The sequence below is a fragment of the Streptomyces sp. YJ-C3 genome, assembly GCF_053891275.1.
On the sequence record NZ_CM132685.1, the window covers coordinates 6,692,287 to 6,704,502 of the forward strand.

Below are 12,216 nucleotides of genomic sequence, written 5' to 3' on the forward strand. Positions count from 1 at the left end.
GGACCCGCTACAGGCCGGGCAGGATCGCGGGCATCAGGTCCTGGAACGTACGGCCGTTGGCCGCCGTGCCCAGGGCCGTCATCTTCCAGCCGCCCGCGTCGTCCCGGTGCACCTTGGCCATGATCTGCGCCGTGTACTGGCCGCCGCCGTCCAGCGTGTAGCGCGCGAGCTCCTGGCCGGTCGTCTCGTCGACCAGGCGGCAGAACGCGTTCTGCACTTCCTGGAAGGTCTGGCCCGTGAAGGAGTTGACCGTGAAGACGATCTGGTCGATGTGGACGGGCACGCGCGCGAGGTCGACGAGGATCGCCTCGTCGTCGCCGCCCTGGCCGACACCGCCGACCAGGTTGTCACCGGTGTGCCGCACGGAGCCGTCGTCGCTGACGAGGTGGCGGAAGAACACCACGTCCACGGGCTGCTTGCCGGCGAAGAGGACCGCGGACGCGTCGAGGTCGATCTCGCGGGTCCGGGTGCCGAACAGGCCGCGCCGCGGTGCGGCCTGCCAGCCGAGGCCCATGCGCACGGCGGTGAGGGTGCCGCCGCCCTTCTTCTCCAGGCTGATCGCCTGGCCCTTGGTCAAACTGACGCCGGGTCCCTTGGAAAAACCGGCAGAATCGGCCGTCACGCGCTGTCCCCTCTCGAACCGTCCCCTGTTGCCGCGCGGTCCACGCGGTTGGTCCAAACCCTAGAGGGCGGCGCTGACAACGCGGCCACCGCGGGCGGGATTTTGTGGCGGTCCTGCAACACACCGCCCCTCCCGCCCGCGGGGCAGGTCAGGCGATGCCCGCCTCCTTCATCTGCCGCAGCTCCTTCTTCATCTCGGACACCTCGTCGCGCAGGCGTGCCGCGATCTCGAACTGGAGGTCCGCCGCGGCGGCCCGCATCCGCTCGGTCATCTCCTCGATCTGCTCGGAGAGTTCGGCCGCCGGGCGGTCGGTGGGAACGGTCTCCGCGGCCTTGCCACGCTTCTTCTTGCCCGTGTCCGCCTTGCCGAGCGAGGGGACGGGGGCCTTGGCGCCCCTTCCGTCCTTGCCGCCCTTGCGGTAGCCGGTCCCGAGCAGTTCCTCGGTGTCGACGTCCTCGCGCGCGATGGACGCCACGATGTCGTTGATCTTCTTGCGGAGGGGCTGGGGGTCGATACCGTTCGCCTCGTTGTACGCGATCTGCTTCTCGCGGCGGCGATTGGTCTCGTCGATGGCCTTCTCCATCGCCGGGGTGATCTTGTCGGCGTACATGTGGACCTGGCCCGACACGTTACGAGCGGCGCGGCCGATGGTCTGGATCAGGGACGTGCCGGAGCGCAGGAAGCCCTCCTTGTCGGCGTCGAGGATCGCCACCAGGGAGACCTCGGGCAGGTCGAGGCCCTCCCGCAGCAGGTTGATGCCGACCAGGACGTCGTACTCGCCCGCGCGCAGCTCGCGCAGCAGCTCGACGCGGCGCAGGGTGTCGACGTCGCTGTGCAGGTAGCGCACCTGGATGCCGAGCTCCAGGAAGTAGTCCGTGAGGTCCTCGGCCATCTTCTTGGTGAGCGTGGTGACCAGGACGCGCTCGTCCTTCTCGGTGCGCGTGCGGATCTCGTGCACCAGGTCGTCGATCTGCCCCTCGGTGGGCTTGACGACGACCTCCGGGTCGACGAGGCCGGTGGGGCGGATGATCTGCTCGACGAAGCCGTCGCCGCGCGAGAGTTCGTAGTTCCCGGGCGTCGCCGACAGGTAGACGGTCTGGCCGATGCGCTCCTGGAACTCCTCCCACTTCAGGGGGCGGTTGTCGAGTGCGGACGGCAGCCGGAAGCCGTGGTCCACGAGCGTGCGCTTGCGGGACGCGTCGCCCTCGTACATGGCGCCGATCTGCGGCACGGTGACGTGCGACTCGTCGATGACCAGGAGGAAGTCGTCCGGGAAGTAGTCGAGCAGCGTGTTCGGCGGGGAGCCGGGCTCGCGGCCGTCGAAGTGCATCGAGTAGTTCTCCACGCCGGAACAGGAGCCGATCTGGCGGAGCATCTCGAGGTCGTACGTGGTCCGCATGCGAAGACGCTGGGCTTCGAGCATCTTGCCCTGCTTCTCGAGCTCGGCGAGGCGCTCCCCCAGTTCCTTCTCGATGTCGTTGGCCGCGCGCTCCAGGCGCTCGGGGCCCGCCACGTAGTGGGTCGCCGGGAAGACGTACAGCGAGTCGTCCTCGCTGATGACCTCGCCGGTGAGGGGGTGGAGGGTGGAGAGCGACTCGATCTCGTCGCCGAACATCTCGATGCGGACCGCGAGCTCTTCGTAGACGGGGAAGATCTCGATGGTGTCGCCGCGCACCCGGAAGGTGCCGCGCTGGAACGCCAGGTCGTTGCGCGTGTACTGGATGTCGACGAAGCGGCGCAACAGGTCGTCCCGGTCGATCTCGGCGCCGACCTTCAGGGGGACCATGCGGTCCACGTACTCCTGCGGCGTGCCGAGGCCGTAGATGCACGAGACGGAGGCGACGACCACGACGTCGCGGCGGGTCAGCAGCGAGTTCGTCGCGGAGTGGCGCAGGCGCTCCACCTCCTCGTTGATCGAGGAGTCCTTCTCGATGTAGGTGTCCGACTGCGGGACGTACGCCTCGGGCTGGTAGTAGTCGTAGTACGAGACGAAGTACTCGACCGCGTTGTTCGGCAGCAGCTCGCGGAACTCGTTGGCCAGCTGGGCGGCCAGCGTCTTGTTCGGTGCCATCACCAGGGTGGGGCGCTGGAGCTTCTCGATCATCCACGCCGTGGTGGCGGACTTTCCGGTGCCGGTCGCGCCGAGCAGGACGACGTCCTTCTCACCTGCGCGGACGCGCTTGTCCAGCTCGGCGATGGCCGCGGGCTGGTCACCGCTGGGCTGGTACGGGCTGACGACCTCGAAGGGCGCCACCGTGCGTTCGATCTTGGATACGGGCCGCATGGAATCCACCGTACGACCCACCACTGACAACCGGGCCCGATCCGCCCTCGGGGCCGCGGGTCACCAGCCCTGCGGGGTGCGCGGGGCCTGCCGGTCCGGGGTGCGGCGCGGGCGCGGGACGGGCCGGCGCTGCGGACGGCCCTCCAGCTCCGCCGCCTCCCGGGCGTCGCGCCAGTCGGGGCGGCCCATGACCATCAGCGGGTCGAACATGACGACCACGCCGGCCAGCAGCAGGAAGCACAGGGGGCCGATCATCATCGGGGCGAGGATCCCGGCGGCCGAGTCCCCTCCGGGGGATCCGGTGGCGGAACCGTGGGTATGGACGCTGACGGCGGCCATGCCCATGTAGTGCATGCCGGAGACGGCGAGCCCCATGACGAGACTCGCGCCGAGGCTCCACAGGATGCCGCGGACCTGGACGGCGGCCCAGAGTGCGGCGGTGGCGGCCACCATGGCGATCACCACGGAGGCGCCCACGAGGAAGGTGTTGTACTCGATCGTCCCGTGAAGCCGCATTCCGGCCATTCCCAGGTAGTGCATCGACGCGACCCCCAGGCCGGTGATCGTGCCTCCTGTGAACAGGGCGGGGCCGGTCGCTCCTCGGTAGCCGACGATGAAGACGCCGATGCCGACCATGACGATGGCGACGCCGAGGCTCGCGAACGTGAGGGCCTTGTCGTAGTGGATCGGCACGTCCTCGACGCTGAAGCCCATCATCGCGATGAAGTGCATCGTCCAGATGCCCGAGCCGATCGCCGCGGAACCGAGCGCGAGCCAGCCGGCCCGCCAGGTGTTGGCGACGAGGAGCGATCTGGTGGTGCATCGAAGGCCGAGAGCGCCTCCGAGGCAGGCCATGAAGTACGCCACCAGTGGCGTGACCAGTCCGTAACTGAAGCCGTCGACCGTCCCCTGCATGTCCCGCAGCCCTTCCGCCCATGCTTTTGCCCGAGATGTCCCGCTCGTTCCTCTGAACTACGGCCATGGGGCGACCGCGATCGAGGCTGAGATTAAAGCTCACACGAGAACGTCCGAACGATTTTCCGGCAAAGAATCCCGGCAGTGGACGCGGGGTCGGTCGCAGTTGGATAACTCCGTTCAACCTCTGACCATCCTTCGCCTGTCTTCCGTTGCCTGAGGACTGTCAGTCTCGTTGCGGTCCGTGACCTCACGACGCACGAGGAGCAGACGTGTACCCACGACGCGCAGCAGCCGCACTGGCCTCGATGACAGGCTCCGTCGTCATCGGTGTCCTGGTCCTGCCCACTGCCTCACAAGCCGCCACCGGACACGACAGGCCCGAGATCGTCGCTCACCGCGGCGCCTCCGCCTACGCCCCCGAGAACACCCTGGCAGCCATCGACAAGGCCGACGACCTCGGCTTCAGCTGGGTCGAGAACGACGTGCAGCGCACCAAGGACGGCGCACTCGTCGTCATCCACGACACGACCCTGGCACGCACCACGAACGCCGAGGAGGTGTTCCCCGACCGCGCCCCGTGGAACGTGGCCGACTTCACCGCCGCGGAGATCGCCAAGCTCGACGCGGGCAGCTGGAAGGGCTCCGAGTTCGCCGGCGCGCGGATCCCGACGCTGCACCAGTACCTGAAGCGGGTCACGCACAACCACCAGAAGCTGCTCATGGAGATCAAGGCACCCGAGCTGTACCCGGGCATCGAGGACCAGATTCTGCGCCAGCTGCGCAGGGACGGCTGGCTGAACCGCTGGCACGTCAAGCACCGCCTGGTCATCCAGAGCTTCAGCGCGGACAGCGTGCGGACCGTGCACGAGCGGCGCCCGGACATCACGACCGGGTTCCTCGGCACGCCCGCCGTCGCCGACCTGCCCGCGTACGCGGCGTTCGCCGACCAGATCAACCCGTCCCACACGACGATCTCCGCGGACTACGTGACCGCCGTCCACGCCCTCAAGGGCCCGCACGGCAAGCCGCTCGACGTCTCCACCTGGACCGTCAACGACACCGCGAACGCCCGGCGCGCGGCCGGGCTCGGCGTCGACGGGATCATCACCAACAACCCGGACGTGGTGCGCGCGGCCCTCGACTGACCCGGGGCCGGGGCGTTGTCAGTGCCGCGCCGTAGCGTGGTCGGCATGGACGCCACTGGGCAGAACGAGCAGGGCACGCCAGCCGCGGCGCGGCGGGTCGTGTGGGCCGTCGTGGGCAGCGGCATCGGGCCGCTGCTGCTCGCCGCGACGGACGAGGGTCTGGTGAACGTGGTCTTCCACGCCACCGACGCGGTGCGGGACGAGGCGCTGGACCGGCTCGGCTCCCGATTCGGGGCCGAGCCGGTCGAGGCGCCGGACTCACCGCTGCTCGCCGAGGCGAGAAGCCAGCTGGCGGACTACTTCGCGGGGCGCCGACGCGACTTCGAGCTGCCGCTCGACTGGTCGCTGATCGCCGGGTTCAACCGCGAGGTGCTGCGCGAGCTGGCGGCCGGGGTGCCCTTCGGGGCGGTCGTGGGGTACGGGGATCTGGCCCACCGCGTCGGGCAGCCCGGCGCCGCGCAGGCCGTGGGCGCGGCGATGGGGGCGAATCCGTTGCCGGTGGTGGTGCCGTGCCATCGGGTGGTGGAGCGCGACGGCGGGATCGGCGGGTTCGGGGGCGGGCTCGAGACGAAGCGGCAGTTGCTCGCGCTGGAAGGGGTGTTGCCCGAGCCGCTGTTCTGAGAGGGTCCCGGGGGCCGAGGGGTTCTGCGTCACGTCGGGGTGGGGGTTGTTTCGTTGGGTGCGGGTGGGGAGCGGTTCTGTCGCGTCGAGGGCTCGTCCCCGGACGCCGGGCGGGCGGCCGAGGCCGTGGACGGCGTCGAGGGCGCGCGTGCGCTGCAGCGGCGTACGCAGCGGGTGCTGGTCGCCTCGCAGATACTCGGCGGACTCGGGACGGCCACCGGGATCGCGCTGGCCACCGTGCTCGCCAAGAAGGTCAGCGGGGACGAGGCGCTGTCGGGGCTCGCGTCGACGGCGAGCGTCGCCGGGAGCGCGGTCCTCTCGGTTCCGCTGGCCGCGCTCATGAACGCGCGGGGGCGGCGGGTCGGGCTCGTCCTCGCCTATCTGATCGGCGCCTGCGGTGCCGCGCTGACCGTGGTCGCCGCCAGGGCCGGGAGCTTTCCGCTGCTCCTCGTGGGGCTCGCGGGCTTCGGTGCCGCGTCGTCCGCCAATCTGCAGGCCCGGTACGCGGCCGCCGACCTGGCCGATCCCGGCCGGCGGGCCCGGGCGATCTCGACCGTCGTGTGGGCCACCACCATCGGTGCCGTCCTGGGGCCGAACATAGCGGCGCCGGCGGGCCGCAGCGTCGCCGGGCTCGGCATACCCGAGGAGGCGGGGCCCTTCGTGTGGGCCGCCGGGGTGTTCCTCCTGTCCGCGGCGCTGGTGCACGTCCTGCTGCGGCCCGATCCGCTGCTGACCGCGCGGGCGCTGGCCCCCGCGGAGGAGCAGACGCGCGAGGCGCGCTCGCTGCGCGCGGGGTTCGCCGCCGTGTCCGTGTCGCCGCGCGCCCGGCTCGCGCTGGTGACGGTCGCCGTGTCGCACACCGTGATGGTGTCGGTCATGTCGATGACGCCGGTGGACCTCGAACACCACGGCGCCGCCATCGAGTTGATCGGGCTCGTCATCAGCGGGCACATCGCCGGGATGTACGCGTTCTCCCCGGTGATGGGGCGGCTCGCCGACCGGTTCGGGCGGCCGGCGGTGATCGGGCTCGCGGTCGGGCTGCTCGCGTGCGCGGCGCTGCTCGCCGGGACGGCGGGCGACAGCCATGCGCAGAGCGCCGCGGGACTGTTCGTGCTGGGGCTCGGCTGGTCGGCGGGGCTCGTCGCGGGTTCCGCGCTGCTCACCGACTCCGTGCCCCAGGCCGCGCGGGCCGCCGCGCAGGGCCTGTCCGACCTGACGACGAGCCTGTCGGCGGGCATCGGCAGTGTGACGGCGGGCCTCGTGGTGGCGACGGCGAGCTACGCGTGGCTGAACCTGGCCGCGGCGTGCCTGCTGGTACCGCTCGCCGCCTTCGCCCTGTTCACGCGACGGACCCAGGTGTCCTAGCGGGAGCGGGAGTTCAGCCCGTCGTGAGGTGGTAGGCCTTGCGCAGCGTCTCGTGGACCGTCCATGTCGTGCGGTCGCCCTCGCGGAGCACGGCGGCGGTGCCGGGGCCGAGTTCCAGGACGGCTCCGCCCTCGACCTCGACGGTGGCGCGGCCGCTGACGACCACGAACAGTTCGTCGGCCTCGGTGTCGGTGACGACGCCGGGCGTGATCTGCCAGATACCGCGCACCTGCTTGCCGTCGGCGGACTCCCACAGCACCGCGCCGGTGACGACCGGGTCGCCCGAGACGATCTGCGCGGGGTCGAGCGGCTCCGGCTCCAGCGGGACGTCCGGGACGCGGACGGCGAAGGAAGCGGTCGGCGCGACGGACGGGAAGGCGGCGGACGGGGAAGAAGGCTGATCGTTCGTGGTCATGGGCGGTCACCCTAGACGGCGTGCGCCTCTCCTCTCACTGGACGGCTCGTAGCGTGTGCGGGGCGGCGACTGGACGGCCCGTCGAGGGGAAGACGTTCGACAGACAAGCAAAGCGATGTGGCGACATGTCCCCCAGGAGGCAGAGCATGGAGATCTCCGGCATTCTCAGCGCGATAGTGATCGGCATCATCATCGGCGTGCTCGGCCGTCTGGCGCTGCCCGGCCGCCAGCGCATCGGCATCCTCGCGACGGTCGCCGTCGGCATCGTGGCGGCCCTGCTCGGCTCGGCGATCGCCGCGGGCTTCGACGTCGCCGACACCAAGGGCGTGGACTGGGTCGAGTGGCTGATCCAGATCGGCCTGGCGGCGCTCGGTGTCGCACTCCTCGACCGCGGTTCGCGCCGCCGCTGAGCCAGGCGCCCTTTTCTCCGGACCCGTTCTTCGACAGCCTGGTCCGCCAGGACTCCTCAGAACGCCGATTCGGTAGCAGACTCCGCCGTGCGCACAGCCGGAACATCCGCCGTACGACGAGTCACGGAGCCGAAGGGACGGCGATCAGGCATGAGCGGAAACAGGGCAGTCGCGTACCTCAAGCCGGGGGCGGTGGAGGTCAGGACCATCGACCACCCCACGCTCGAGCTGAAGGACGGTCCGGGGGTGGCGCCCGCGAATGTCGGCCGGACGTGCCGGCACGGCGTCATCCTCAAGGTGCTGGCCACCAACATCTGCGGCAGCGACCAGCACATGGTGCGCGGCCGCACCACCGCGCCCGAGGGCCTGGTCCTCGGCCACGAGATCACCGGCGAGATCGTCGAGAAGGGCCCCGACGTCGAGTTCCTGAACGTCGGGGACGTCGTCTCGGTGCCGTTCAACATCGCGTGCGGACGGTGCCGCAACTGCAAGGAGCGCAAGACCGGCATCTGCCTGAACGTCAACCCCGCACGTCCCGGGGCGGCTTACGGCTATGTCGACATGGGCGGCTGGGTCGGCGGGCAGGCCGAGTACGTCATGGTCCCGTACGCGGACTTCAACGCGCTGCGCTTCCCCGACCCGGAGCAGGCGCGCGAGAAGCTGCTCGATCTGACGATGCTGTCGGACATCTTCCCGACCGGCTTCCACGGGGCGGTGACCGCGGGCGCCGGGGTCGGCTCGACGGTGTACGTCGCCGGGGCCGGGCCCGTCGGGCTCGCGGCGGCCGCCTCCGCGCAGCTGCTGGGCGCGGCCGTGGTGATCGTCGGTGACCTGAACTCCGAACGGCTGGCGCAGGCGCGGAGTTTCGGCTGCGAGACCGTCGATCTGACGCGCGGCACGGTCGAGGAGCAGGTGGCCGGGATCCTCGGCGTTCCCGAGGTGGACGCGGCCGTGGACGCGGTCGGCTTCGAGGCCCGCGCGCACGGCCCGGAGTCCCCCGAGGCCCCCGCGACCGTCCTCAACTCGCTGATGGGCGTCACGGCGGCCGGGGGCGCGCTCGGTATCCCCGGACTGTACGTCACCGACGACCCGGGCGGCATCGACCAGGACGCGCGCACCGGGACGCTGAAGGTGCGGCTCGGGCTCGGCTGGGCGAAGAGTCACCGGCTGACGACCGGGCAGTGCCCCGTCATGAAGTACCACCGGGCTCTGATGATGGCGATCCTGCACGAGCGTGTGCACATCGCCAAGGCCGTCAACGCGACGGTGATCGGGCTGGACGACGCGCCGCGCGGCTACGCCGAGTTCGACCAGGGTGCGAGCCGGAAGTACGTCCTCGATCCGCACGGCGCGCTGAGCGGCGTACGGGCGGTGTGAGATCCGAGGAGCGTCCGCAGGGACGGCCCGGGGGAAGCGGGCTGCACGCGCGCGTGGAGCCCGCTTCCCGTCCGCCGCCCGCCCCCGAGCGGCATGACGTCCCGCACGCCTGTGGCGATGTGTCGAGTCGTCGACGTATCGATGTGTTTGAGGGTGCGGCGCGCCCGCCAGTGATGACAGAGACGGATTCCAACTGGCGGGAGGCGAGCGCGTGTTGGTCGTGTCGGACGAGGTACGGGACGCGGTCGGGGCGGGGCGTCCGGTGGTGGCGCTGGAGTCGACGATCATCGCGCACGGGCTGCCGCGGCCCCGCAATCTGCGGGTCGCCGTGGAGCTGGAGCGGGCCGTACGGGACGAGGGCGCGGTGCCCGCGACGATCGCCGTGCTGGACGGGCGGCCCCATGTCGGCCTGGACAAGCAGCAGTTGGAGCGGATCGCGAGCCGGGACGGGATCCGGAAGCTGAGCCACCGCGATCTGCCGCTGGCCGTCGCGGCCCGCGCGAGCGGTGCGACGACCGTCTCGGCGACGGCGCTGCTCGCGGCGCGCGCCGGCCTCCGCGTCTTCGCGACGGGCGGGCTCGGCGGGGTGCACCGGGGGTGGACGCAGACGCAGGACGAGTCGGCGGATCTGGGACTGCTCGCGCGGACGCGGATCACCGTGGTGTGCGCGGGGGTGAAGTCGATCCTGGACGTGCCCGCCACGTTGCAGCGGCTGGAGACGCTCGGGGTGCCGGTGGTGGGGTTCGGGACCGGCCGTTTCCCCGGCTTCTATCTGGCCGACTCGGGTGAACCGGTGGACTGGACGCTCCGCACGCCGGACGAGGTGGCACAGGTGATGCGGGCGCAGGACGCGCTGGGCGGGGGCGAGTCGGCACTGATCGTCGCCAACCCCGTGCCGGAAGCCGAGCAGCTCGATCCGGCGCTGCACGCGCGCGTGCTGGAGGACGGGCTGCGGGCGTGCGACGAGCGGGGCTTCAGCGGCCAGGCCGTGACGCCGTTCCTGCTGGACTACGTGGCGCGGCACACCGACGGCGCCTCGCTGGAGGCCAACCTGGCGGCCGTGCGCGGGAACGTGCGGCTCGCCGGGCGGATCGCGGGCGCCTGGGCCGGGGCGTGACCCGGGCGGCCGGCGGGGCGCTGCTCGTGGTCGGCGACGTCGTCACGGATGTCGTCGCACGGCATCGCGGGCCCCTGGCCGCGGGGACGGACACGGCGGCCGCGATCCGTACGGTGCCCGGCGGCGCGGGCGCCAACGTGGCCTGCTGGGCGGCACATCGGGGCTGCCGGGACGTGGCCCTGCTCGGGCGGGTCGGGGCGGAGTCGGCGCGGTGGCACGAGGACGCGCTGCTGCGCGCCGGGGTGCGGCCCCGGCTGGTGGTGGACGCGGAGGCGGCGACCGGGGCGGTGATCTGTCTCGTCGACGCGGAGAACGGGGCCGAGCGGACGTTCCTGACGGACAGCGGGGCGAGTCTGCGGATCGGGCCCGGGGACTGGTCGGCCTCATACCTCGACGCCGTCGGCTGGCTGCACCTGTCCGGCTATCTGTTCTTCTCGGCCACGGGGCGGGAGTTGGTGGCGGTCGCGTTGCGCGATGCCCGCGCGCGTGGGGTGCCGGTGAGTGTGGACCCCGCGTCGGCCGGGTTCCTGCGCGGCTTGGGGGCCGGACGGTTTCTGGCTCTGGCCGACGGGGTGGACGTCCTCGTGCCGAGCCGGGACGAGGCCGTGCTGCTCGGCGGGGCGGACGGCGCGAGCGCGAGGGACGAGGTGGAGGACGCGGCGGCGAAGCTGAGCGGGCGGTTTCCGGTGGTGGTCGTGAAGGCCGGGGTGGCCGGCGCTGTCGTGGCGCGGGGCGGCGTGGTGCGGGAGCGGGCCGCGCCGGTCCCGGGTGTGGTGGTGCGGGACTCGACGGGCGCCGGGGACGCGTTCACCGGGGCGCTCGTCGCCGCGCGGCTGCGGGGGGACGCATGGCGGGAGGCCGCGGCGGAGGGGTGCCTGGCCGGAGCGGAGGCTGTGGGATTGGTGGGCGGGCGGCCGGGTGGGGAGACGAGGCGACGGGGTGACGGGGTGACGGGGTCTCGGACGTCTGCGGGCGCTTGAGGCCGAGGTCTCGGGGCCTTCGCCCCGGTCCCCGGTCCCCGGTCCCCGCTCCTCAAGCGCCGGAGGGCTTGATTACGCCTTCCTCCCCCACGCCGAGATCAGCGGTGCGGTCGCGAGGTCCATCGAGCCCTCGGCCACGTTGGCCAGGTGCTGGTCGATGTCCTGGTCGGTGGCGAGGCCCGCCTCGACCAGGGAGCCGCGGATCTGCTGGACGGTCGCTGTCTCCAGGGCCGTGCAGGCGGGGGACGTCAGGGGGAAGTAGGCGTCCGCCTCGACCTGGCGCAGGCCCGCCTCGCGCAGCAGGCGCGGGAGTTTGCGGCCGTACGAGAGGTCGGCGCCGCGTTCCGCGAGCAGGGACCGGAAGCCGTGGCGCAGGCGGTTGGCCAACTCCTGCTCGGGGCCGTGCTCGTCGGGGCAGAGCAGCGGCTGGAGCGCGGGGTCGGCGTCTTCCAGAAGGAGGCGGCCGCCGGGGCGCAGGGCGCGGATCATCGACTGCAACGCCCGCTCCCGGTCCGGGACATGGACCAGGACGAGCCGGGCGTGCACCAGGTCGAAGCCCTCGGCGGGCGGCTCGTCGGCTCCGACGTCGTGCCGCCGCACCTCGACGGGGGTGCGCGGCGCGGCGGTCTGCCAGGACGTGTCGATGTCGGTGGCGAGGACCCGGCCGGTCGGGCCGACCTTCCGTGCCAGCCAGGACACCACCGAGGTGCCGCCGGCGCCGACTTCCCAGCAGCGCCAGCCGGAACCGATGCCGAGCCGCTCGATGTGCCGGAACGTCGTGGGGTCGAACAGGGTCGAGAAGGCGTCGAAGCGCCGCCCCGCCTCGGGCTGCTGGTTGTCGAGGAGGTACGCGTGGCCACCGGATCGCATCATGGGCCGATCATCCCAGCCTCCTCGCCCGATACCGCTTATTTGCCCTGTTTGATGCCTGTACAGGGCCTGCCGTGGTGTCGGTGACGGCT

General features: G+C 71.8%; 12 protein-coding genes. 7 read left to right on the forward strand and 5 right to left on the reverse strand.

Features of this window, described 5'->3' with window-relative positions; translation table 11 throughout:
* Positions 1–7: 7 nt before the first annotated feature.
* The 3 genes from ACVHNB_RS30105 to ACVHNB_RS30115 form a co-directional block, all read right to left on the reverse strand.
* On the reverse strand, positions 8–577 hold the full coding sequence (locus ACVHNB_RS30105; protein ID WP_428957701.1) for a TerD family protein: 570 nt from the start codon (positions 575–577) through the stop codon (positions 8–10).
* 193 nt (positions 578–770) lie between these two features.
* The gene (gene uvrB / locus ACVHNB_RS30110; protein ID WP_456226308.1) at positions 771–2,906 is read right to left on the reverse strand and encodes an excinuclease ABC subunit UvrB; all 2,136 of its coding nucleotides are present in this window, start codon (positions 2,904–2,906) and stop codon (positions 771–773) included.
* A gap of 60 nt (positions 2,907–2,966) precedes the next feature.
* A complete protein-coding gene (locus tag ACVHNB_RS30115) occupies positions 2,967–3,821 on the reverse strand; it encodes an MHYT domain-containing protein (protein ID WP_428955382.1) in 855 nt (284 codons plus the stop codon).
* A 308-nt stretch (positions 3,822–4,129) separates the two neighbouring features.
* On the opposite strand from ACVHNB_RS30115, the gene ACVHNB_RS30120 reads away from it, so the two are divergent.
* From ACVHNB_RS30120 to ACVHNB_RS30130, 3 genes are all read left to right on the forward strand, one after another.
* Positions 4,130–4,969, forward strand: coding sequence for a glycerophosphodiester phosphodiesterase (locus ACVHNB_RS30120; RefSeq protein WP_456228966.1), 840 nt, complete (start codon positions 4,130–4,132; stop codon positions 4,967–4,969).
* A gap of 45 nt (positions 4,970–5,014) precedes the next feature.
* On the forward strand, positions 5,015–5,590 hold the full coding sequence (locus ACVHNB_RS30125) for a methylated-DNA--[protein]-cysteine S-methyltransferase (RefSeq protein ID WP_428955381.1): 576 nt from the start codon (positions 5,015–5,017) through the stop codon (positions 5,588–5,590).
* A gap of 126 nt (positions 5,591–5,716) precedes the next feature.
* Positions 5,717–6,955, forward strand: a complete 1,239-nt coding sequence (locus ACVHNB_RS30130) for an MFS transporter (RefSeq protein ID WP_428957699.1) — start codon at positions 5,717–5,719, stop codon at positions 6,953–6,955.
* A gap of 13 nt (positions 6,956–6,968) precedes the next feature.
* Here the strand turns inward: ACVHNB_RS30130 and ACVHNB_RS30135 are convergent, their stop codons facing one another.
* Positions 6,969–7,370 carry a cupin domain-containing protein gene (locus ACVHNB_RS30135; protein ID WP_428955380.1) on the reverse strand — a complete coding sequence of 134 codons (402 nt, stop codon included), beginning with the start codon at positions 7,368–7,370 and terminating at the stop codon, positions 6,969–6,971.
* 146 nt (positions 7,371–7,516) lie between these two features.
* Between ACVHNB_RS30135 and ACVHNB_RS30140 the strand changes: the two genes are divergently transcribed.
* From ACVHNB_RS30140 to ACVHNB_RS30155, 4 genes are all read left to right on the forward strand, one after another.
* Complete coding sequence (locus ACVHNB_RS30140; protein WP_428955379.1) at positions 7,517–7,780, forward strand: GlsB/YeaQ/YmgE family stress response membrane protein; 264 nt, start codon at positions 7,517–7,519, stop codon at positions 7,778–7,780.
* A 150-nt stretch (positions 7,781–7,930) separates the two neighbouring features.
* Complete coding sequence (fdhA, locus tag ACVHNB_RS30145) at positions 7,931–9,157, forward strand: formaldehyde dehydrogenase, glutathione-independent (protein WP_428955378.1); 1,227 nt, start codon at positions 7,931–7,933, stop codon at positions 9,155–9,157.
* 211 nt (positions 9,158–9,368) lie between these two features.
* Positions 9,369–10,274, forward strand: a complete 906-nt coding sequence (locus tag ACVHNB_RS30150) for a pseudouridine-5'-phosphate glycosidase (protein ID WP_456226309.1) — start codon at positions 9,369–9,371, stop codon at positions 10,272–10,274.
* Positions 10,271–11,254: a carbohydrate kinase family protein gene (locus ACVHNB_RS30155; RefSeq protein ID WP_456226310.1), complete on the forward strand. Its 984-nt coding sequence runs from the start codon at positions 10,271–10,273 to the stop codon at positions 11,252–11,254. Before ACVHNB_RS30150 ends, ACVHNB_RS30155 begins: the two co-directional genes overlap by 4 nt.
* A 72-nt stretch (positions 11,255–11,326) precedes the next feature.
* Here the strand turns inward: ACVHNB_RS30155 and ACVHNB_RS30160 are convergent, their stop codons facing one another.
* Positions 11,327–12,127, reverse strand: coding sequence for a methyltransferase domain-containing protein (locus tag ACVHNB_RS30160; RefSeq protein WP_428955375.1), 801 nt, complete (start codon positions 12,125–12,127; stop codon positions 11,327–11,329).
* Between the last annotated feature and the right edge of the window lie 89 nt (positions 12,128–12,216).

What these genes read in the sequence shown, in the direction of transcription:
- ACVHNB_RS30160 (WP_428955375.1), bottom strand. Translation starts at nt 12,127, where the DNA reads ATGATGCGATCCGGTGGCCACGCGTACCTCCTCGACAACCAGCAGCCC.
- ACVHNB_RS30125 (WP_428955381.1), top strand. Translation starts at nt 5,015, where the DNA reads ATGGACGCCACTGGGCAGAACGAGCAGGGCACGCCAGCCGCGGCGCGG.
- uvrB (WP_456226308.1), bottom strand. Translation starts at nt 2,906, where the DNA reads ATGCGGCCCGTATCCAAGATCGAACGCACGGTGGCGCCCTTCGAGGTC.
- ACVHNB_RS30140 (WP_428955379.1), top strand. Translation starts at nt 7,517, where the DNA reads ATGGAGATCTCCGGCATTCTCAGCGCGATAGTGATCGGCATCATCATC.
- ACVHNB_RS30135 (WP_428955380.1), bottom strand. Translation starts at nt 7,370, where the DNA reads ATGACCACGAACGATCAGCCTTCTTCCCCGTCCGCCGCCTTCCCGTCC.
- ACVHNB_RS30115 (WP_428955382.1), bottom strand. Translation starts at nt 3,821, where the DNA reads ATGCAGGGGACGGTCGACGGCTTCAGTTACGGACTGGTCACGCCACTG.
- ACVHNB_RS30120 (WP_456228966.1), top strand. Translation starts at nt 4,130, where the DNA reads ATGACAGGCTCCGTCGTCATCGGTGTCCTGGTCCTGCCCACTGCCTCA.
- fdhA (WP_428955378.1), top strand. Translation starts at nt 7,931, where the DNA reads ATGAGCGGAAACAGGGCAGTCGCGTACCTCAAGCCGGGGGCGGTGGAG.